12 protein-coding genes are annotated in these 23,376 nt (G+C 62.7%); all 12 read left to right on the forward strand.

What is annotated here, in order from left to right; all coding sequences use genetic code 11:
* Positions 1–79: 79 nt before the first annotated feature.
* The 12 genes from uvrA (at position 80) to P3T20_RS18145 (ending at position 23,345) form a co-directional block, all read left to right on the forward strand.
* Positions 80–5,968: an excinuclease ABC subunit UvrA gene (uvrA, locus tag P3T20_RS18090; protein WP_074265129.1), complete on the forward strand. Its 5,889-nt coding sequence runs from the start codon at positions 80–82 to the stop codon at positions 5,966–5,968.
* 553 nt (positions 5,969–6,521) lie between these two features.
* Positions 6,522–7,097: a helix-turn-helix domain-containing protein gene (locus P3T20_RS18095; RefSeq protein ID WP_074265128.1), complete on the forward strand. Its 576-nt coding sequence runs from the start codon at positions 6,522–6,524 to the stop codon at positions 7,095–7,097.
* 383 nt (positions 7,098–7,480) lie between these two features.
* Positions 7,481–10,186, forward strand: a complete 2,706-nt coding sequence (locus P3T20_RS18100) for a TonB-dependent receptor (protein WP_074265127.1) — start codon at positions 7,481–7,483, stop codon at positions 10,184–10,186.
* Positions 10,187–10,510: 324 nt separating this feature from the next.
* Positions 10,511–12,451: an extracellular solute-binding protein gene (locus P3T20_RS18105; RefSeq protein ID WP_074266123.1), complete on the forward strand. Its 1,941-nt coding sequence runs from the start codon at positions 10,511–10,513 to the stop codon at positions 12,449–12,451.
* Positions 12,452–12,459: 8 nt separating this feature from the next.
* The gene (locus P3T20_RS18110; RefSeq protein ID WP_074265126.1) at positions 12,460–13,512 is read left to right on the forward strand and encodes a microcin C ABC transporter permease YejB; all 1,053 of its coding nucleotides are present in this window, start codon (positions 12,460–12,462) and stop codon (positions 13,510–13,512) included.
* Positions 13,466–14,578, forward strand: a complete 1,113-nt coding sequence (locus tag P3T20_RS18115; RefSeq protein ID WP_074265125.1) for an ABC transporter permease — start codon at positions 13,466–13,468, stop codon at positions 14,576–14,578. Before P3T20_RS18110 ends, P3T20_RS18115 begins: the two co-directional genes overlap by 47 nt.
* A complete protein-coding gene (locus P3T20_RS18120; protein WP_074265124.1) occupies positions 14,578–16,221 on the forward strand; it encodes an ABC transporter ATP-binding protein in 1,644 nt (547 codons plus the stop codon). The genes P3T20_RS18115 and P3T20_RS18120 overlap by 1 nt, the downstream gene beginning before the upstream one ends.
* Complete coding sequence (locus tag P3T20_RS18125; protein WP_074265123.1) at positions 16,218–17,654, forward strand: TldD/PmbA family protein; 1,437 nt, start codon at positions 16,218–16,220, stop codon at positions 17,652–17,654. Before P3T20_RS18120 ends, P3T20_RS18125 begins: the two co-directional genes overlap by 4 nt.
* Positions 17,655–17,665: 11 nt before the next feature.
* Positions 17,666–19,015 carry a TldD/PmbA family protein gene (locus tag P3T20_RS18130; RefSeq protein ID WP_429287511.1) on the forward strand — a complete coding sequence of 450 codons (1,350 nt, stop codon included), beginning with the start codon at positions 17,666–17,668 and terminating at the stop codon, positions 19,013–19,015.
* A 4-nt stretch (positions 19,016–19,019) separates the two neighbouring features.
* Positions 19,020–19,592, forward strand: a complete 573-nt coding sequence (locus P3T20_RS18135) for a GNAT family N-acetyltransferase (protein ID WP_074265122.1) — start codon at positions 19,020–19,022, stop codon at positions 19,590–19,592.
* On the forward strand, positions 19,567–20,121 hold the full coding sequence (locus P3T20_RS18140; RefSeq protein WP_074265121.1) for a GNAT family N-acetyltransferase: 555 nt from the start codon (positions 19,567–19,569) through the stop codon (positions 20,119–20,121). The genes P3T20_RS18135 and P3T20_RS18140 overlap by 26 nt, the downstream gene beginning before the upstream one ends.
* 11 nt (positions 20,122–20,132) lie before the next feature.
* Positions 20,133–23,345 carry a multidrug efflux RND transporter permease subunit gene (locus P3T20_RS18145; RefSeq protein ID WP_074265120.1) on the forward strand — a complete coding sequence of 1,071 codons (3,213 nt, stop codon included), beginning with the start codon at positions 20,133–20,135 and terminating at the stop codon, positions 23,343–23,345.
* Positions 23,346–23,376 lie beyond the last annotated feature (31 nt).

Below are 23,376 nucleotides of genomic sequence, written 5' to 3' on the forward strand. Positions count from 1 at the left end.
ATATGGTCGGGCGCGGTGAATCATTACGGTCGCAAAGCGGCCGTAAGATGTGGCCAACTCATTCAGACGGTCGGGCAAATTGTCATCTACAGGAAAAATCCGCATTCGCGGAGCGCGTCAGCACAACCTCAAGAACCTCGATCTCGACCTGCAGACAGGCGAGATGACGGTCGTAACGGGGCCTTCGGGGTCCGGCAAGTCGAGCCTCGTGTTCGACACGCTGTACGCGGAAGGGCAGCGACGCTATGTCGAAACGTTCAGCGCGTATGCGCGGCAGTTCCTCGACCGCATGGACCGGCCGCAGGTAGACCGTGTCGACGGCGTGCCGCCGGCCATCGCGATCGACCAGACCAATCCCGTGCGCAGTTCGCGCTCCACAGTCGGCACGATGACCGAGCTCAACGATCATCTGAAGCTGCTGTATGCGCGCGCGGCCGAACTGTTCGATCGCAAGACGGCTCAGCCCGTGCGGCACGATTCGCCTGAGACGATCTATGGCGATCTGGCCGCGCGCACGGCGGCGGACGATCCGCGCCTTGTAGTGACGTTCCCGGTCGAATTGCCTGAGTCCGCCACCGAAGAAGAGGTCGCGCAATGGCTCTCCGCGAGCGGCTATACGCGCGTGCAGGCGCAGCGCGAGGTGCAGTCGTCCACTGGCCCGCGCAAGCTGCTCGACGTCGTGGCCGACCGCTTCCGTCTGAGCGCGGTCGAGAAGGGCCGTGCCGTCGAAGCCATTGAAGCGTCGCTGAAGCGCGGCGGCGGACGTGTGAACGTCTATGTGCTGCCGCAAGCGTCGGAAGAGTCCGCCGAAGCCGAGCCGCAGATCTGGCGTTTTTCCACTGGCTTGCACAACCCGGACAGCGACCTGCGCTACGCCGATCCGCAGCCCGCGCTGTTTTCGTTTAACTCCGCCTATGGGGCGTGCGAAACCTGCCGCGGCTTTGGCCGCGTGATCGGCGTCGATCTGGGCCTGGTGATTCCCGACGAGCGCAAGACCTTGCGCGGCGGCGCGATCAAGCCTATGCAAACGCCGGCCTGGAAGGAGTGTCAGGATGACCTCATGCGCTACGCGGCCAAGGCTGGCATCCCGCGTGACACGGCCTGGTCCGCTTTGACCCAGCCGCAGCGCGATTGGGTCATCAACGGCTCGCCCGACTGGAACGGCAAGTGGCAGAGCCACTGGTACGGTGTGAAGCGCTTCTTCGAATACCTCGAATCGAAAGCGTACAAGATGCACATCCGCGTGCTGCTGTCGAAATACCGCAGCTACACGCCGTGCGAGGTCTGCGGCGGTGCGCGTCTGAAGACCGAATCGCTGCTGTGGCGTCTCGGCACGAAGGTCAATGCGGACGCCGTGCTGGAACCGGTGCAGCGCTTCCTGCCACGCGGCGTGGACTGGAATCGCGCGCAACTCGAAGCGCTGCCAGGTCTGACGGTGCACGATCTGATGCTGCTGCCCATCGAGCGTATCCGGCGCTTCTTCGACAACCTCAACCTCCCGAGCGCGCTGCTCGACGATGCTCTAAAGCTGCTGCTCGCCGAGGTACGCACGCGCCTGAAGTATCTGTGCGATGTCGGGCTCGGCTACCTGACGCTGGATCGCCAGAGCCGCACGTTGTCGGGCGGCGAGGTGCAGCGTATCAACCTTACGACGGCGCTCGGCACGTCGCTCACCAAAACGCTGTTCGTGCTCGACGAGCCGAGCATCGGGCTGCATCCGCGCGATCTGAACCGCATCGTGGAAGCGATGCACCGTTTGCGTGATGCGGGCAACACGCTGGTGGTGGTCGAGCACGATCCGTCGGTGATGCTGGCGGCGGACCGGTTGATCGACATGGGCCCCGGTCCGGGTGAGCGCGGCGGCACGATCATTTTTGACGGCGTCCCCGAAGACATCCGCTCGTCGGGCACGCTAACGGGCGAGTATCTCGGCGGACACCGCCACGTGGCCGATGTCTCGCTCTGGTCGAGCCGGCCGGTCACGAAGGAGACGCCGCGCATCGTGCTGGAAGGCGCGAGCCAGCACAATCTGCAGGACGTGACCGTCGAAATTCCGTTGCAACGCCTCGTGTGCGTTACCGGCGTTTCAGGCTCCGGCAAATCGACACTGATCCAGGACGTTCTGTATCCGGCGCTGGCGCGTCATCTCGGCGTCGCGACGGAATCGCCCGGTGCGTTCCGGCGTCTGCTCGGCGCCGATCAGGTGAACGAGGTCGTGTTCGTCGACCAGTCGCCGATCGGCAAGACGGCGCGCTCGAACCCCGCGAGTTATGTGGGCGCGTTCGACGAGATCCGCAAGCTGTTTGCCAAGGTGCCGCTCGCACAGCAACGCGGCTACGGTCCGGGCATGTTCAGCTTCAACTCGGGCGACGGCCGCTGCCCGACTTGCGGCGGCTCGGGCTTCGAGCACATCGAGATGCAGTTCCTGAGCGACGTCTATCTGCGTTGCCCGGATTGCGATGGTCGTCGTTATCGCGCCGAACTGCTCGAAGTGAAGATCGAGCGCGGCACGCCGGCGCGTGCGTTGAGCATCGCCGACGTGCTGGAGTTGACCGTCAGCGAGGCAACCGCGTACTTCGCCGGGGATGCGGAAGTGCTGCGCGTGCTGAAGCCGATCGTCGACGTGGGTCTTGAATATGTGAAACTGGGCCAGCCGGTGCCTACCTTGTCGGGCGGCGAAGCGCAGCGGCTCAAGCTGGCCGGCTTCCTCGCCGAGGCGGCGCAGGCGAAGACCGCGCGCAGCGCGAAGCAGGCAACCGCAGTGCGGCTCTTCATGTTCGACGAGCCGACCACGGGGCTGCATTTCGACGACATCGCCAAGCTGATGCAGGCGTTCGGCAAACTGCTGGCGGGCGGCCATTCCTTGATCGTGATCGAGCATAACCTCGACGTGATCCGCGCGGCCGACTGGCTGATCGATCTCGGGCCGGAAGGCGGCGACGGCGGCGGCCGGGTGCTGTGCGCGGGCACGCCGGAACAGGTCAAGCGCTGCGCCGAGTCGTACACCGGCCAGGCGCTGCTTCAGTACGACGCGGCCATGGATGCGGCGGCAGATCCTGCCGCGCAAGGCATGCCGCTGCAAAAGGCGTTGACCGCGGCGCGTGCGCGTCGTGCCGTGGAAGGCGAGGACGTGGTGCGCATCGTCAACGCGCGTGAGCACAACCTGAAATCGCTCGACGTCGATATCCCGCATGGCAAGTTCAACGTAATCACGGGCGTGTCCGGTTCGGGCAAGTCGACGCTCGCGTTCGACATCCTGTTCCATGAGGGGCAGCGCCGTTACCTGGAGTCGCTCAACGCCTATGCGCGTTCGATCGTGCAGCCGGCAGGGCGTCCCGAAGTCGACGCGGTGTATGGCATTCCGCCGACCGTGGCCATCGAGCAGCGCCTCTCGCGCGGCGGCCGCAAGAGTACTGTGGCGACCACCTCGGAAGTCTGGCATTTCTTGCGGCTGCTGTACGTCAAGCTCGGACTGCAACATTGCATCCACGACGGCACACCGGTCACGGCACAGAGCGTGGAATCGATCGCAGCGCAGTTGCTACGTGACCACAAGGGGCAACACGTCGGCTTCCTCGCACCGCTGGTGGTGAACCGCAAAGGCGTCTATACCGATCTCGCCAAATGGGCGAAGGCGCGTGGCAATTCCCATCTGCGAGTGGACGGCGAGTTCCTGCCGGTCGACCCGTGGCCCAAGCTCGACCGTTTTCGCGAGCACACGATCGAGTTGCCGGTGGCCGACGTCGTCGTGTCCGCTGACAACGAAGCGGAGTTGCGCCGCCTGCTCGACGAAACGCTCGAAATCGGCAAGGGCGTGATGCATTTGCTCGCGCCGCTCGACGGCCTGCAGAACGCGTTGAAGAGCGGCAGCGCCACCGCAAGGCTAGGGACGGTGAAGGTGCTGTCCACCAAGCGCGCCTGTCCGGTGTGCGGCACGAGCTATCCGGAACTGGACCCGCGGATGTTCTCGTACAACAGCAAGCATGGCTGGTGTACGACCTGCGTCGGCACAGGCCTCGCACTCACGCGCGAGCAACGCGCAGCCTACGACGATACGGTGGTCGCCGAAGACGGCCGCGGCCGGGAGCAGAGCTTGCCCTCGGAAGAGCAGGAACCGGAAGGCGTAGTCGACGAACCGTGTCCGGATTGCCACGGCACGCGCCTGAATCCGACCGCGCGGGCGGTGACCTTCGAGGCCCAGGCGATCGTCGACGTTGCGCAATGGACGGTGAGCGACACGCGCCGCTGGGTAGACGCGCTGGACCTGACGGGCCGCGACGCGGACATTGCCCGCGACGTCGTAAGCGAGATCGGCAGCCGGCTGCAGTTTCTCGAGGAAGTGGGGCTTGGCTATCTGAGCCTCGACCGCGCGGCACCGAGCCTGTCGGGCGGCGAGGCGCAACGCATCCGGCTGGCGGCGCAACTGGGCAGCAACCTGCAAGGGGTCTGCTACGTACTCGACGAGCCGACCATCGGTCTCCATCCGCGCGACAACCAGATTCTGCTGAACGCGCTGCGCAAGCTCGGCGAGAAGGGTAATACGCTGGTCGTCGTCGAGCATGACGAGGACACCATCCGGCGTGCCGACCACATCATCGATATTGGCCCCGGTGCGGGCAAGCGCGGTGGCACGCTGGTCGCGCAGGGCAGCGTGGCCGATCTGTCAGCGCAATCAGACTCGTTGACGGGGCAATTCCTTGCAAACCCGATCGTGCATCCGTTGCAGCCGCGCCGCACGGTGAAGCCGAAGGTCAAAAGCGCAGCGGCGGTGCCGGAGCAGTGGCTGACGGTGCATGGCGGCAAGCTGCACAACCTGCGCAATGTAACCGTGGGGTTGCCGTTGGCGCGCCTCGTGGCGGTGACGGGGGTGAGCGGCTCGGGCAAATCGACGCTCGCGCGCGACGTGCTGATGGCGAACCTGCTGGATGCCGTGGGGCGCTCCGTGCTGTCGTCGCCGGCTACCCGTCGTGCCCGCAAGGCGGCGCAAGACGAACCGGCCGCCAACCGGCGCTCGAGCGTGCTGGCCCGCAGCGCACCGCGGACGCAACTGAACGTCACGCATGCGTGGCAGGGTTGCGATGCGGTCACCGGGTGGGAGAGCATCGACCGCGTGCTAGAAGTCGACCAGACGCCAATCGGCAAAACGCCGCGTTCCTGTCCCGCTACTTATATAGGCGTATGGGATGCCATCCGTAAGCTGTTCGCTGGCACGCTGGAAGCCCGCGCTCGTGGCTATACGGCCTCGCGCTTCTCGTTCAATACAGGCGAAGGCCGCTGCCCGGCCTGTGAAGGCCAAGGCGTGCGCACCATTGGCATGAGCTTCCTGCCGGACGTGAAGGTGCCGTGCGACGTCTGTCATGGTCAGCGCTTCAATCCGGAGACGCTGGCGGTCACGTGGCGCGGCAAAAACATCGGTGACGTGCTGACCATGGAGATCGACGAGGCCGTCGAATTCTTCGCGCCCATCACGAATATCGCGCATCCGTTGCAGTTGATGAAGGATGTCGGCCTCGGCTATCTGACGCTAGGTCAGCCATCGCCGACGCTCTCGGGCGGCGAAGCGCAGCGCATCAAACTCGTCACCGAGTTGAGCAAGGTGCGCGACGACATCACACGGCGCGGCCAGAAGGCGCCGCACACACTCTATGTGCTGGACGAACCCACGGTTGGGCTGCATATGGCGGACGTGGCACGGCTGATTCGCGTGTTGCACCGGTTGGTGGACGGCGGTCATAGTGTCGTCGTCATCGAGCACGACCTGGACGTGATCGCCGAGGCCGACTGGATCATCGACCTCGGCCCGGAAGGGGGAGTCGGCGGCGGCTCGATTGTCGCGGCGACGGATCCGGAGGGGCTTGTGCGCGTTCGAGAAAGCCACACCGGGGCAGCGCTGCGCCCGGTGTTGGCGCGTGGCGTCAAACGCGAGGCGGCCGTACCGGTCGAGGCCGGCGAAGGCACCCACGGTTGAAGTAGCCAATCAGGAGGGGGCTTTCTCAAAGAGCCTCTCAACTGAGCCTGACGGGAGGCCCTTGTAGCGTATTTGCGACGAGGGTTTTCCCGGCTTGCGGCAGACGTCACTATCAATCCTAAAACAGCGTTTGCAAGCCGTCTGGCGCCACAAGTTCACCCTGTAATTGGAGGAAAGACTCTAAACACTATCTGTTCCCATCAAAAAAAGTTTGACGGACGATTTTGTCTTGATATCGTCACTCTCCATCAGGCGCGTCAACGCGCTTGCGCCTGCCGGCCAGATTTTCGCCGGTTTCGCGCACAAGGTTTTCTATTCCAATTCAACGATTCCAGGCTGGGAAGGGAATGCGCTCGCACTTTAGTTGTGCATTCAACCATCTCATGGCACTGGATGAATTCGATCCTCGCCCAGGTGACCGGTTTCGTCCGGTTATCGCCCGGGGCGATCACTAACCCAATTTCTCAACTGACTTTGCGCCCGACATCGCTCACTCGATGTAACTTAATTTGCCTAGATCAAACAAATTTTGACTACTGGATTCTGTCTTGCTATGGTTCCGCCACTCGATAAGAAGGCCGCAGCCGCACTCGCAATGGGCAGCAAGATTCGCGCGTTGCGACAACGGCTTAAGCGCACGTTAGATGAAACGGCAAAAGCGGCTGGTATCTCGAAGCCGTTCCTGTCGCAAGTGGAACGAGGGCAGGCCACGCCGTCTCTCACGTCGCTAGTCGGCATTGCTCAGGCACTCGGCGTCACGGTGCAGTACTTCGTGGAAACGCCGACCGAAGCGAAGTCGGTGTGCCGCGGAGATGAACTGAAATTTTTTGGGTTTGCCGATTCGGCGAACCTGTTCGGCAGGCTGACGAACCTGTCGGTCGACCGGAAGCTGGAAGCGATTCTGGTGAAGATGCCAGCCGGCCAGCAACCGTCGGAAGTGACGACGCACGCAGGAGAAGAGTTTTTGTATGTGATGAGCGGACAGATTGCTCTGACGCTCGAAGGTACGACGTTCGTGTTGCAGGCCGGTGACACCGCGCACTACGAGTCAACGGTCCCGCACGCATGGGCTAACACCGCGGGCGAAGAGACGGTGCTCGTCTGGGTAGGCACACCAAGATTATTTTAGTAACGGTCAATTGTGTTTGTACTGGGGCGGTCTGAATACATCCCTAAGTAGTCCTACAGGTTAACCCGTAACGTGAATTTGCAGTGCCAATCGACTGGCGAACGGCTCGGTCATAAGCTGATGTTCGCCGAATGATTGAAATGAAATTGAAAGTTAATACAACTAAATTGTAATATTTTTGTAGTTAGAAATTAATAAGTCGAAGTGCCCTTTCTATCTCGCTGCAATGGATTGGAAACCGGTCGTGTTTCTTCAAGTTATACGACCGCAGGGCAACTTTGACGGCGCGCGGCGAACGTCGCCGCAAACGAGTAGAGAGGTTCAAAAGACCTCTCTTCGCACAAACAGGTGTGTGGCCTTACTGACGAGTGAGAAGGGGAAAAATGAAACAACGGGCATTGGCGTTGGCCATCAGACGAATAATCTGGGCCGAACTGGCATTGACGACTGCAATCGCCGTTCCGGCGTTCGCGCAAAGTCAGCCGGCTACCACGGAGACGCCGGCACCTGCCGCAGCGGCTTCGGGCACAGCAGCGGCGGCCGCTCCGGCGGCAGCATCGGGCGCTACAGCGACGGGCGGCAAGAACGTCAAGCAGCTGCAGACGTTCCAGGTGACGGGTTCGCTGATCCGCCAGTCGGACAAAGTGGGCTTCCAGCAGGTCCAGGTCGTTACCGCGAAGCAGATCCAGGATTCCGGTGCGAAGGACGTATCCGATTACATGCGCCAGATTTCGGCCAACTCGGCCAACAGCTGGGCTGAATCGACTTCCGACAGCTTTGCGGCCGGCGGTTCCGGTATCGCCCTGCGCGGCCTGAGCGAAAAGTACACGCTGGTGCTCGTCGACGGTCAACGTGTTGCACCGTACGCATTTGCTGTGAACAGCTCGGACCAGTTCTTCGACCTGAACACGATTCCGCTGGACGTGGTCGACCGCATCGAAGTCGTGAAGACGGGCGCGGTGTCGCAGTACGGTTCGGACGCAATTGGTGGTGTGGTCAACATCATCACCAAGCACAACTTCCAGGGCCTGCAGCTCGACGGTAGCTACGGCGGCGCCACACAAGGCGGCGGCGGCACGACCAAGTTCGGCATCCTCGGCGGCTTCGGCAATCTGACGGAAGACGGTTTCAACGTCACGGCGGCGGCCAGCTACTACAAGTCGAACGGCTACACGCTGGCCGATCGCGATACGACCCAGAACCAGGACTTCAGCAACCAGCCTTATGGCGGCTCCATTAAAGGCCCGTCGTATTACCTGAATCCGAACACGGGCGTCACCACAGGCTTTGGCTGTGCACCGGGTGCGCAAGTGCCGGTGGGCAGCAACATCATCGCGACGAATGCCGGCGCAGGCGCGATCACCGGCGGTACCGTTTGCGAGCGCAACACGGCTGAAGATTACTCGATCGAGCCGATGACCGAGCGTCTGAACGCCAAGGTTCACGCCGACTTCAAGATCAACGATACGACGACGGCGTACGCTGACCTGTGGGAAAGCAATAACACGACCACCGTCAACGATGGTTATGCAGGTTACGGCAACGGCCTTCAGTACAACCCGGCCACGCACTCGGTCAACCCGATTTCGTTTATTGCCGCAGCGAACAATCCGTACAACACGACCGGCGTCGCCCAGGAAATTTTTGGCGTCCTGCCGACCACGTACAGCTCGACCACGGACGCGAACTACTGGCGCGCAGCAATGGGCGTGAAGGGCAGCTACGAGTTGGGTAAGGAAGACTGGGACTGGAACGTGGGTTACACCCATTCCATGAGCACGGTCAGCAATACTTACGGCAGCATCGTCAACCCGGTCGCCCTGACCAACGAGCTGGCCAACGGCACGTTTAACTACGTGAATCCGTCGGCTACGCCGGGCGCACTGAGCAACATCCTGACGACGGCGAACAACCTCGGTATTTCCAAGCTCGACGCGCTCGACGCAACGGCTGGCACGCCGAACCTGTTCCATCTGCCGACCGGCGACGTCGGCCTCGGCCTCGGTGCCCAGTTCCTGCACGAAAGCGAACTGATCGAAGAAGGCGGCGCTTACCTGAGCCCCAACACGCTGAACCCGAACACGCAGGAAGTGGCCGGTGACCGCAACGTGGCGGCTGTGTATTACCAGGTCGATGTGCCGTTGATCGACAAGATGCTGACGTTCAGCCAGTCGGGTCGTTACGACCACTACAGCGACTTCGGCGGTGCGTTCTCGCCGCGTTTCGCCCTGCGCTTCCAGCCGATCCAGCAGTTCACGGCTTACGCTTCGTATAACCGTGGCTTCCGCGCACCGGAATTCCTCGAAAATACGAACTCGTCGAACCTGGGCATTCAGCCGATCGGTCCGAACGGTCAGGACGAAAACGTCGTGACGAAGGGCAACCCGGCGCTGCAACCGGAACGCACGAAGAACTACAACATCGGCTTCGAGCTGTCGCCGACGCGTAACACCGACATCGGCTTCGACTGGTACAAGATTCACGTCGACAAGGCGATCGGCACGCAGACCGATCCGGCGGCCACCGTCTTCAACGCGGATGGTTCGATTGCGTACATGGTCAACGAGTACGAGAACCTCGGCTCGTTCGACACGGACGGCTTTGAAACGACGTTCTCGCAGGCGCTGCCGACCCCGATCGGTACGTTCAAGCTGACGGCTGACTGGGCCTATGTGTGGCACTTCTACATGAACGGCGTGGGTGGCCTTGCCTCCCAGGTTGACGGTGCAGGTAACGACCTGACGCTCGCGCAGCCGTTCGGTGGTTCGTTCCCGCGCTGGAAGGGCAACACGGACCTGTCGTGGAACTTCCACCAGTGGAATGCCGATCTGGAATGGCAATACACGGGGCCGTACTCCGACGCGCTGGGTCTGAACTACACGACCGGTTCGTATAGCGTGTTCAACCTGAACGTGGCGTACACGGGCTTCAAGCACTGGACGATCTACGGCGGCATGAACAACATCTTCAATCGTGCGCCTCCGTACGATCCGCTGTGGGTCAATGCAACCGACCTGACCGGTTACGACCAGTCCCTGTACACGTACATGGGCCGTTACCTGCAAGTGGGTGCAACGTATAAGTTCTAACAAGTTGTAAGCCTGTTGACGATTGTCGCTCCGGCATTCTTTGTGCCGCCGGAGCGACTTTTTTTCGTAAGTAGCACACTGTGAGCTTCTCCGTACGTCGCCGTGACGGGCATGTCATGCCGGACCGGCCAGCGCGAGAGGAACGCAGGGATTGCGTAAGCGATGTGGTCTTGCTGTTCGGGACTTGTCGTGCGACGCTACCCGTAACCCAAGGCGCCATGCGACGCCTTAAGTGATCCGGGCGATGGCGGTTGGCATTGCCCAGGTCGATCCGACGAACCGCGTGTCGGCCACAAGCCAGCGCGCGACCTACGCATACTGATGATGAGACTTGTGAAGTTTCGGTTGCCGCGCGCCGCATGGACGATCTCTTGCGCTCTGGCGACCCGGCAAGCTGCCACGCGCGTTGCTCCGGCGCTGGTTGCCGCACTGCTTGGTGCAATGAGTCTGGCGGTGACGCCGGCCCATGCCGCCTCCGCGATCGCCCAATACGACCAGCCCAAATACCCCGCCAATTTCACGCATTTCGACTATGCGGACCCTGACGCGCCGAACACGGGCACGCTGAATTTCGAGAACTACAACGAACTGCAGAGCTACGATTCGCTCAATCCGTTTCTGGTTCGCGGCGCGCCCGCGCCGGACATCCAGAACCTGATGTTCGATACGCTGATGCAGCGCAGTTGGGATGAACTCGCTTCCGAATACGCCCTGATTGCGGACAATGTGGATGTGGCGCCGGACCTGACTTCCGCGACGTTCCACATCAATCCCGCCGCGCGCTTTTCGAATGGCGACCCGATCACGGCCGCCGACGTCAAATATTCCTTCGATACGCTGACGAGCCCGCAGGCCTCGCCACTGTTCAACGCGCAGTTCTCGATCATCAAAAGCGCGACGGTCGTCGACAAGATGACGATCCGCTTCGATTTCAAGCGAGCCGAGCGCGATGCGCCCCTGATTGCCGGTGACCTGCCGGTGTTTTCGCCAAAGTGGGGTATGACGGCTGACGGCAAACGTCCGCCGTTCGACCAGATCGCAGTAACGCCGCCGATCGCAAGCGGCCCGTACCTGATCGCCCAGCGCAAGAACGACAAGGACATCGAATACGTCCGTAATCCGAACTATTGGGCGGCGAATCTGCCGACGCGGCGCGGCATGTTCCGCTTCGACCGCATCCGTTTCAAGCTGTATCTGGACCAGTACACGATGCTGGAGTCCTTCAAGGCCGGCGATTCGGACGTCCGGGTCGAATACAGCGCCACTCAATGGGCGCGCAAGTATGTCGGCAAGAACTTCAAGAACGGTCTGCTCAAGCAGGTCGATGTGCCGGACGGCCCGGCGCAAATGCAAGGTTTCCTGATCAATCTGCGCCGGCCGATGTTCAAGGACGTCCGCGTGCGCCACGCACTGGCGCTTGCGTTCGACTACGACTGGATGAACCGGATGATGTTCTACGGCCAGTACACGCGTCTGAACAGCTATTTCGACGCCAGCCCGTTTGGCGCGACGGGTATGCCGAGCCAGAAGGAACTCGCGTTGCTCGAGCCGTTCCGCGCGGACCTGCCGCCTGAAGTGTTCGGCCCGGCAGTGAAGCAGGCCAACACGTTGCCGCCGAACTCGCTGCGCGGCAACCTCGTCGAAGCTCGCGATCTGCTCGCGCAAGCCGGCTGGCACTACCGTGATGGCGCTCTGCGTGACGCCAACGGCAATCCGATGACGATCGAGGTCATGGACGACGAACCCGGCATGGACCGTTTGATCCTGCCGTACATGCAGGCTCTCAGTACGCTCGGGATTCAGGCACACATGCGCGAAATCGACAGCGCGCTATATCAGAAGCGTCTCGACAACTTCGAATACGACATGACCACCTTCATCTACCCGCCGGTCACGATTCCGGGCGCGGAGCTGGAGCGCCGGTTTGGCAGCGAGGCCGCGACGCAGGTGGGCTCGGAAAACTACCCGGGCATCCAGTCGAAAGCGGTGGACGCGCTGGTTCATGCAGCGCTCTCCGCGAACAACCTGGACGACCTGGAAGCGGCCACCCGCGCGCTCGACCGTGTGCTGATCAACGAGTACTACCTCGTGCCGCAGTACTACAACGCGAACTCCCGCATCGGCTACAAGACGACAATGGCGTATCCGAAGATCGTGCCGGTCACGTACCAGGCGGAAGACTGGATCATCGACTACTGGTACAAGAAATCGCAGGCGGCGCTTTCCGCGGCCACGCCGGTTTCTGCTCCATCCGCAGCAAACTGAGGTTCACCATGCTTGCTTACATTCTTAGACGTCTGTTGTTGATGGTGCCGACCTTGATCGGCGTCGTGACCCTAACCTTTGTCGTCACGCAGTTCGTGCCGGGTGGGCCGGTCGAACAGGTGATGACGCAACTCCGCCACGGCAAAGGCCGTGGCGGAGAGGCGGGGGCGGGTGGCGGCGGCTATCACGGCAGCCAGGGCGTCGATCCGCAGCAGATCGAGCAGATCAAGAAGCAGTTTGGCTTCGACAAGCCGCCGCTCACGCGTTACTTCCTGATGATGAAGAACTACGCGACCTTCAATCTTGGGCAGTCCTACTATCAGCACGACAGCGTGTGGGACGTGATCAAGTCCAAGCTGCCGGTGTCGATCACCCTCGGCTTATGGACGGTGATACTGACCTACCTGATATCGGTGCCGTTGGGCATCGCGAAAGCGGTGCGCAACGGCTCACGGTTCGACACGGTCACCAGCGTTATGGTGCTGGCAGGTTATGCAATCCCGGGCTTCGTGCTCGGTGTACTGCTGCTGATGCTGTTCGGCGGCGGTACCTTCTGGCAGGTGTTTCCGATGCGCGGTCTCACCTCGGATAACTTCCAGGACCTGAGCCTGTTCGGCAAGCTGCTGGACTACCTGTGGCACATCGTGCTGCCTGTCACCGCATCGGTGGTCGGCAACTTCGCTATCGTCACGATCCTGACGAAGAACACCTTCCTTGAGGAGATTGGCCGGCAATACGTGCTGACCGCAAGAGCCAAAGGGGCGCCGGAGCGCGACGTGCTGTGGAAGCACGTGCTGCGCAACGCTGCGATTCCGCTGCTGACAGGTCTGCCCGCCGCTTTCGTGGGCGCCTTCCTGAACGGCAACCTGCTGATCGAAACCCTGTTCTCGCTCGACGGTATGGGCCAACTGTCCTACGACTCCGTGATCCGCCGCGATTACCCCGTCGTACTCGGTTCGCTCTTCCTGTTCACGCTGATCGGTCTTGTAACCAAACTTATTGCTGACGTCTGCTATGTCCTCGTCGACCCCCGCATCCAATTCAACCGCCTGGGCCGCTGACCCGTCGGCAGTCACGCTCGTCGCCTCTGTGTCGCCGTGGCGGCGCACGTGGCAGCGTTTCAAGAGCCAGCGTCTCGGTTACTGGAGCCTGCTGATTTTCGGCGCGCTGTTCGTGATCAGCCTGTTCGGCGAAGTGCTGGCCAACGACCGTCCGCTCATCGTGCATTACGACGGCCACTACTATTTTCCGATCGTGAAGGACTATCCGGAGGCGCTGTTCGGCGGCGACTTCCCGGCCAGGACCAATTACCTCGATCCATATATCCGTTCGCGCATTCAGGGCAACGGCAACTTCGCGGTGTACCCGCCGAACCATTACCACTACGACACGATCGACTACTTCGCGGCGCATCCGTATCCGGCGCCGCCGTCGTCGAGCAACTGGCTCGGCACCGACCAGTTCGGCCGCGATGTGCTGTCGCGGCTGCTATACGGCTTCCGTTTGTCGGTATTGATGGCGTTCGCGTTGACGATTTCGGGCGTGGTGATCGGCGTGCTCACGGGCGCCATTCAGGGCTTCTATGGCGGACGCACCGACCTGATCGGCCAGCGTCTGATCGAAATCTGGAGCTCGATGCCGGACCTGTACCTGCTGATCATCTTCGCTTCGATCTTCGAACCGACGCTATGGCTGCTCTTTATCCTGCTGTCGATGTTCGGCTGGCTGGTGCTGTCGGACTACGTGCGCGCCGAATTCCTGCGCAACCGCTCGCTCGATTACGTGAAGGCTGCCCGCACGATGGGCCTGTCGAACTGGCAGATCATGTGGAAACACGTGCTGCCTAACAGCCTGACGCCGGTGATCACGTTTCTGCCGTTCCGCATGAGCGCGGCCATCCTGTCGCTGACCAGTCTCGACTTCCTCGGCCTGGGTGTGCCGCCGCCGACGCCGAGCCTCGGCGAGTTGCTCGCCGAAGGCAAGAACAATCTCGATGCATGGTGGATTTCGATCTCTGCGTTCTCCGCGCTGGTGATCACGCTGCTGTTGCTGACCTTCATGGGCGACGCCCTGCGCAACGCGCTCGATACGCGCATGCGCGCTTCGGCGTTCGGGGGTGGCAAGTAATGAACAAACCTTTAAACAGGCCTTTGCTGGAAATCGACCGCTTCTCGGTGCGCTTCGGCGAAAAAGTCGCGGTGCAGGAACTGAGCCTGTCGATTGCTCGCGGCGAACGCGTCGCGCTGGTCGGCGAATCGGGCTCGGGCAAGAGCGTGACCGCCTTGTCGATCCTGCGGCTCGTGGACCAGGCGGATCTGAGCGGGCGCATGTTGCTCGACGGCGAAGATCTGCTGCAAAAGACCGAACAGCAGATGCGCGGAATTCGCGGCGCGGATGTCGCGATGGTGTTTCAGGAGCCGATGACGGCCTTGAATCCGCTTTACACGGTCGGCAAGCAGATTGCCGAAAGCTTGCGCCTGCACGAGGGCATGCGCCCGAACGCGGCGCGCGAGCGCGGCATCGAGCTGCTGCGCCGTACCGGGATTCCCGAGCCGGAACGTCGCATCGACAGTTTCCCGCACCAGTTGTCGGGCGGCCAGCGTCAGCGCGCGATGATCGCCATGGCGCTCGCCTGTCGACCGCGTTTGTTGCTGGCCGACGAACCGACCACCGCACTCGACGTCACCGTGCGACAGCAGATCGTCGATCTGCTGATCGAGTTGCAGGAACAGGAAGCCGCCGAACGCGGTATGGCGGTGCTGCTTATCACGCACGACCTGAATCTGGTGAAACGCTTTGCGCAGCGCGTCGCGGTAATGGAAAAGGGCGTGCTGGTCGAAACCAACACTACCGAGGCCCTGTTTGCGAATCCTCAGCATCCCTATACAAAGCGCCTGCTCGATAGCGAACCGCAACGGAACATCGACGCGGTCGAGGCGGACGCACGGCAGATTCTCGACGTAAAGGGTCTGGCCGTCGACTATCACGTGTCGGCGAAAGGCTTGCGTTCGATCTTCGGCAAGTCGACCTTCCGCGCGGTGCACGACGTGGACCTGACGTTGCGCCGCGGCGAGACGCTCGGCATCGTCGGCGAATCGGGCTCGGGCAAATCGACGCTCGCTGCGACCGTCCTCGGCCTGCAGCACCCGGCCGCCGGGACGATCGATATTGACGGGCTGGCGCTCTCGTCGTTGAAAAACGCCAAGGCTAAGCGGGCGCTGTACGCGCGCATGCAGGTGGTGTTTCAGGACCCGTTCGGCTCGCTGTCGCCACGCATGACGGTCGAGCAGATCATCGGCGAAGGCCTGGCCGTGCATCGGCCCGACATCGACGCGAGGGTGCGGCGCGATCGCGTCGGCGCGTTGCTCGAAGAAGTGGGTATGCCGGTTGAATCGATGCTGCGTTACCCGCACGAGTTTTCCGGCGGCCAACGTCAGCGTATTGCCATCGCGCGCGCGCTGGCCGTCGAACCCGAACTGCTGGTGCTCGATGAGCCGACCAGCGCACTCGACGTGTCGATCCAGAAGCAGGTCCTGAATCTGCTGACAAATCTGCAGAAAAAGTACAAGCTTAGCTACCTGTTCATCACCCACGATCTGGCGGTGATGAAAGCCATGGCGCATCGCGTGATCGTGATGAAGTCGGGCCGCATCGTCGAAGCGGGCGATACGATGCACGTGCTGCACGCGCCGTCGCACCCGTATACCCAGTCGTTGCTGGCGTCGTCGATGATCGCGCCCGTGTCCGATATCCAAGAGAAAATTGCATGATTGACGAAAGGTGGGCGCAAGCTGCCCGCACGCTGAAAAGCGACGCGGATTTCTGGTCGCTGCGCGTCGTCGACGAAACGATCGACGATCATGAAGTCCGCGACGATGTCGCCCAGCCGCTGCGCACCGTGCGTGACCGCGGCGCCATGCTGATCGCCTATGCCGGCGCCGGTGCCGGCTATGCGGCCACCGCCAATCTCTCAGCAGCCGGTTTGCAGGCTGCATTGGATATCGCAACCGCACGCGCGAGGGCGAGCAGCGAGCTGTCGCTGATCGATCATCGCGAGATCGCGCGTCCGGCCGCGAGCGGCCACTACGTGTCGCCGAACACGGAGCACGCATTGCCGAGCCGGCGCGACTGGCTTGACCGGCTCTCGCGCGAGTGCGCGGCCGCCAATATCGACCCGCGCATCGTCGAGCGCGCGGCGAGCGTGCAGGTGACGCACACCGATCAGCTTTACATGACCGGCGACGGCGTGCGGATCGACCAGCATTTCCGTTTTGTGATGCCGCAGTTGAGTGTCGCCGCGCATGCCAATGGCGACACACAAGTGCGCACGCTGGGCGGTAACTACGGCACGCTCGCGCAGGGCGGCCTCGAAGTGCTGGCGCGCTATGGTTTCGACGGCGCCGGCGCGCGCATCGCCCACGAGGCGCTGCAACTGCTCAACGCGCCGAATTGCCCGTCCGGCAAGCGCGATCTGCTGCTGATGCCCGACCAGATGATGCTGCAGATTCACGAGTCGATCGGCCATCCGCTCGAGCTCGACCGTATTCTCGGCGACGAGCGCAACTACGCCGGCTGGAGTTTCGTGAAGGCGGAGATGTTCGGCCACTATCAATACGGCTCCGAACTGCTGAACGTTACGTTCGATCCGGAACTGCGCGAAGAAGCGGCGGCCTACGCCTTCGACGACGACGGCAGCGCGGCACACAAGCACTATCTGATTCGCGGCGGCCTGCTCGAGCGGCCGCTGGGCGGCGCGCTATCGCAACAGCGTGCGCATCTGCCGGGTGTCGCGAATTCGCGCGCGTCGAACTGGAACCGGCCGCCGATCGACCGGATGGCGAATCTGAATATCGAGCCGGGTGACCAGTCGCTCGACGAGATGATCGCCAATATCGAACACGGAATCCTGATGCGCAGCAATACGTCGTGGTCGATCGACGACCATCGCAACAAGTTTCAGTTTGGCTGCGAGTTCGGTCAGTTGATCGAAAACGGCAAGCTCACCCAGGTCGTGAAGCAGCCCAACTATCGGGGCATCTCCGCGAATTTCTGGCGCAGCCTTTCCGCGGTCGGCAACGCGAGCACCCGCCAGCTGTTCGGCACGCCGATGTGCGGCAAAGGTGAGCCGGCCCAGGCGATCCGGGTCGGCCATGCGTCGCCTGCCTGCGTGTTCAGCAATATCGATGTCTTTGGAGGCGCATGATGAGCGGCTCCATGATGTTGCAAAATGCGTCGACGGTGGACTGGTATCGTCATTTCCTGCTGCTCGCCGATGCCGTCGAGCATGCGCAGCGGGGTGCCGAAATCACGCTGATTTCGTTCTCGGCTGAGCAATCCGATTTCATCCGCTTCAACGCGGCCAAGGTGCGGCAGATCGGCAGTGTCTCGCAAGGCAAGCTGACGCTGCGCGTGATCGACGGGGCACGTCAGGCGTATTCCACGCTGACTGTCTGCGGCGAAACCGAGAGCGACCTGCAGGACGTGAGCCGTGCGCTCGCCACGCTGCGCGACGGACTGCGCGATGCACCGGACGATCCTCATCTGCTGTTCGATACGTCGCAGTGGGAACGCTCGACGCGCCGCGACGGCAAGGTGCCGGAGCCGCAAGCGCTGGTACGTACCGTAGACGAATGCGCGAAGGGGCTCGATTTCGTGGGCTTTTATGCCGGTGGCACGATTGTGCGCGGTTTCGCATCGACCAAAGGCAGCCGCGGCTGGTACGAAGTCAGCAACTTCAACTTCAGCTGGTCGCTGTACGACCCGAGCGGCCGCGCTATCAAGACGAGCTACGCCGGCGACCACTGGAGCGACGTCACGTTCGCCCGCAAGGTCGAGCAGGCGGCAGCCCGTCTGCCCATTCTCGCGCTGACACCGCGGGCGTTGGCGCCGGGGCGCTACCGGTCGTATCTTGCGCCCGCTGCGCTCGAAGAACTATTGGGCGTGACCTCGTGGAGCGGCTTCTCGGCCCGCGCGCAGGCTACGTCGCGCAGCTCGCTATACAAGCTGCATACCGGCGAAGCGGCGCTCGATCCACGCGTGACGTTGACTGAAGACCTGAGCATCGGCATCACACCGGGATTCAACGAAGACGGTTATCTGCGCGCCAGCGTGCCGCTGATTCAGGACGGTCGCAGCCTGGAGCGTCTGACCAATGCCCGCAGCGCCCGCGAATACGGCCTGCAGCCCAACGGCGCACTGGACTCCGAATCGCCTGTTGCGCTGTCGATGGAGGGCGGCGACCTCGCCGAGGAGGACGTGCTGACGCAGCTCGACACAGGCCTCTACATCGGCAACCTCTGGTACGTGAATTTCTCGGACCGGATGAATTGCCGCCTGACCGGCATGACGCGCTTCGCGACGTTCTGGGTGGAGAACGGCAAGATCCTCGCGCCGGTCGAGGCGATGCGCTTTGACGACAGCATGTACAGGCTGCTCGGCGATCAGCTGGAACGGCTGGGCGCGCAACCGGAACTGCTGTTGAACGATTCCACCTACGGAGAACGCGCGACCGGCGGGATGCATCTGCCTGGGGTCCTCACGCGTTCGTTCGAGTTGACGCTTTAAGCGGATGGATAAGAACGCGCCAGCAAAATCACTGCCTGAAGCGTTCACGCTGCGCGCCTTGCGCGTCGCGGATGCGGCGCAGTTCCATGCACTGGAGCTGCAGCCCGCCATGCTGCGCGGCCATCCGCATCCACCGTATCCGACCCTCGAAAAGACTCGTGAGGGCATCGAGAAAATTGCTTTACCCGAGGTAGCCATTGCCGCGATGGTCGGCGATATACTGGTCGGCTTCGGACGATTGGTCCCCGGCAAGCTGCGTCGGGCTCATGCGGGCATGATCGGCCTCGGCGTGCATGAAGCGTGGCATGGCCGCGGCGTCGGCAATGCGCTGGTCGCCGAAATGCTCGACCTGGCCGATAACTGGCTGGGTCTGCGGCGCGTCGAACTCTATGTGTTCACGGACAATGGTCCGGCCATCGCGCTCTACCGGAAATACGGTTTCGAAGTAGAAGCACTACATCGTGGAGCGTCTTTACGTGACGGTGTACTGATCGATTGCTACTTCATGGCGCGGTTGCGTGAGCCGATGCCATTCGCAACGGACCACAATAATGAACACGAGCAGCGTGAGGTTTGAGAGAGAAGCACAGGTGACACCGCGCGTGGTCGTGCGCGCGTGCGAAGCGTCCGACATGGAGGCGATCGCCGACGTCATGTGTCAACCGGGTGTCCGGCGTGGCACGCTGACGATCGGCTATCGCACCGCGGAAGGCTTGCGGGAGTGGCTCGCCAAACTGCCCGCCGGCAGTATCAATGTGTGCGCGGAGCTTGACGGCCGCGTGGTCGGACATGCCGGCCTGCTGGCGAAAACGCCGCGCCGTGCGCATATCGGCGCCATCGGCATCTCCGTGCACGACGCCTTCCAGGGGCGCGGTGTGGGTGCCGCGCTGCTCGCCGCGCTGGTCGAATGCGCGGATGGCTCGCTCGGTTTGCGCCGCCTCGAACTGACCGTGTTTGCGGACAATGTGGCGGCCATTGCGCTCTATCGCCGCTTTGGTTTCGTCGAAGAGGGACGTTCGCGTGGCTATGCCATGCGCGACGGCCAGTTGGCCGATGTCTTGCACATGGCCCGTCTCGTCGACGCGCCGTCCTTCGTGCAGCACTGACAGGAACCTGAGTGCCCTCATTTTTTATCGACCGGCCGGTCTTCGCATGGATTGTCGCGCTTGCCATCATGGTGGCAGGCGCGATCGCCATTCCGCAGCTTCCCGTCGCCCAATATCCGCGTCTCTCGCCGCCGCGCATCGTGATCGTCGCGAGCTACCCGGGCGCAGCCACCGAGGTGGTGGACGGCGACGTGGGCAGCATCATCGAGGAGAGTCTCGATGGCGCCGATGGGATGCTGTACTACGAAACCAGCAGCGACGGTCAGGGCAATCTGGAAATCGACGCGACCTTCTCGCCCGCCACCAATCCCGACATCGCGATGGTCGATGTGCAGAACCGGCTCAAGCAGGTCGAGCCGCGTTTGCCGCAGCAGGTGGTGCAGAACGGCATCAGCGTCTTCAAGGCCTCGAATACGTTCCTGATGCTGGTCGCGCTCACGTCCACCGACGGCACGCGCGATTCGTCCGACCTTGGCAGTTACATGAACCGCTACGTGATACGCGAGCTGAAACGCGCGCCCGGAGTGGGTTCGGCGCAACTGTGGGACTCCGATCAGGCCTTGCGGATCTGGCTCGATCCGATGAAGCTGCGCGAATACGGACTTGCCGCCGGCGACGTCAACGCCGCGATCACGGCCCAGAACGCCACGGTGACGGCCGGCACGCTCGGCGACGCGCCCTCGGTGCCGGGGCAGGAGCTGGTGGCCTCGGTGGACGTCAAGGGGCAACTGGTATCGCCGGAGGAATTCGGCCAGATTGTGCTGAAGGCGAAGCCGGACGGATCGGCCGTGCGCCTGCGCGATGTGGCACGCGTCGAACTCGGCCGCGACGATTACTCGTTCTGGTCGCGGCTGAACGGCCGCTCGTCCGCGACCGTCGGGATTCAGTTAGGACCGCGTGGTAATGCCCTGGAAACCTCGAACGCGATTCGAGCGCGCCTCGCCGAACTGTCGAAGAGCTTGCCGCCCGGCATACAGATGCAGATCCCTTTCGACAGTGCGCACTTTGTGCAGATCGCGATTCGTGAGGTGGTCTACACGCTGATCGAAGCTGTGGTGCTAGTGTTCTTCGTGATGTGGCTGTTCCTGCGTGACCTGCGTTATACGCTGGTGCCGACGGTGGTGATCCCGGTCACGCTGATGGGCGCGTTCCTCGCGATGTGGGCGTTCGGCCTGTCGATCAACGTGTTCACGATGTTCGGCCTCGTGCTGGCGATCGGGATTCTGGTCGACGATGCGATCGTGGTGGTCGAGAGCGTGCACCGCGTGATGGAAGAGGAGGGCTTGCCGCCGCGAGAGGCGACCCGCAAGGCGATGTCGCAGATTGGCAGTGCGATCGTGGGTGTGACCGCGGTACTGACGGCGGTGTTCGTGCCGATGGCGTTCTTTCCGGGCAGCGTCGGCGGCATCTACCGCCAGTTTTCGGTGGCGATGATCGCCTCGATGCTGGTGTCGTCGTTCATGGCGCTTTCGCTCACGCCGGCGCTCTGCGCCAACCTGCTGAAACCGACCGGCTCGACGCCGCACCAGCGCGAAGCGCGCCGCGGTCTGCGCGGCCTGTTCGCGCGCGCCGCCTCGAAGTTCGCCGAGGGTTTCGACGGGGCTTCGCATGGCTACCGCTGGCTTACCACGCGCACCTCGCAACGTATCGGGCGCATGCTCGCCATCTATGCGGTGCTGGTCGGCGTCTGCGGCTTGCTCTACTGGAAGATGCCGGGCGGCTTTCTGCCGACGGAAGATCAGGGACAACTGCAGGTGATGGTTCAGTTGCCGGCCGGTTCGACCCAGGCGCGCACGCTGGGGGTGATCAAGCGGGTCGAGCAGATCCTGAATCGCCACGCCGAGATCGCGCACGTGACGAGCCTGATTGGCTGGAGTTTCCAGGGCAGTGGCCAGAACGTCGGCATGGCCTTCGTCGAACTGAAGGACTGGGACAAGCGCACAGTCAGCGCAATCCAGTTGCAGGACCAGTTGAATAGCGAATTCGCGAGCATTCTCGATGGCAGGGTAGACGCGCAGTTGCCGCCGTCGGTACCGGGGGTGGGGCGCTCGGACGGCTTTGTGTTCCGCATGGAGGATCGCGGCGGCGTCGGTCTGGACGCGCTTAAGGCGGCGCGCGAGGACCTGTTCGCGAAGGCCAAAGCCGATCCGGTCCTTGCCGATGTGCATTCCGAAGACCTGCCCGACGCGCCGCGTGTCGAGCTGACGATCGACCGGGCCAAGGCCTATGCGCTGGGTGTGTCGTTCGACAAGCTTTCCGACCTGCTGGGCAGCACCTTCGGTTCGACCTATGTCGACGACTTCCCGGCTTCGGGTCAGATGCGGCGCGTGGTGGTGGAGGGTGACGCGTCGACTCGCATGACCGACGACGATCTGATGGCGCTCTCCGTGATGAATTCGCAGGGGGCCATGGTGCCGCTGTCGGCTATCGCGACGCGCAAGTGGACGGTCGGGCCGGTGGCGTTGAGCCGCTACAACGGCTACCCGTCGCTCGACGTGAGCGGCCGCGCGGCGCGCGGCTACAGTTCGGGCGCGGCGATGAAGGAGATGGAGCGGCTCGCCTCGGCGTTGCCGGTAGGCGTGGCGTACGACTGGGTGGATGCCGCGCGGGAGGAAACGCTGGCGGAGAAGCAGACGCCGCTGCTGATCGGTTTGTCGCTGCTCGCCGTTTTCATGGCGCTCGCCGCGTTGTACGAAAGCTGGACGATTCCGTTCGCGGTGCTGATGGTGGTGCCGCTTGGCGTGATCGGCGCGGTGTCGGCGGTGTTGATGCGTGGCATGCCTAACGACGTGTACTTCAAGGTGGGGATGATCACCGTGATCGGGCTGTCGGCGAAGAACGCGATTCTGATCGTGCAGTTCGCCCGCGATCTGCATGCGCGCGGCCTGCCGCTGACGCGTGCGGTGATCGATGCCTCGGCCGCGCGCTTCAGGCCGATCGTGATGACTTCAGCGGCGTTCCTGCTGGGCGTGGCGCCGCTGGTGATATCGGGCGGAGCAGGGGCCGAGAGCCGTCAGTCGATCGGTACCGGCGTATTCGGCGGGGTGCTGGCGGCCACGCTCCTTGGCCTGGTGTTCGCGCCGGTGGCGTTCCACGCGGTTGCGTCGCTGACGCAGGGCAAGCGCCGGCGTCTGGCTGACGCCGGGCATGTCGCGGCGGATGAGCGTAGGCCGGATGGGCCGGTGAGCCCGGCGCGCTCGGACCGGGAGATGGAGTCGCAGTAGGTAAAGCGATGTCGTCGGCTCATGCCATGTG

This window comes from Paraburkholderia sp. GAS206C (genome assembly GCF_050435645.1).
Taxonomy (GTDB): Bacteria; Pseudomonadota; Gammaproteobacteria; order Burkholderiales; family Burkholderiaceae; genus Paraburkholderia; species Paraburkholderia phenazinium_B.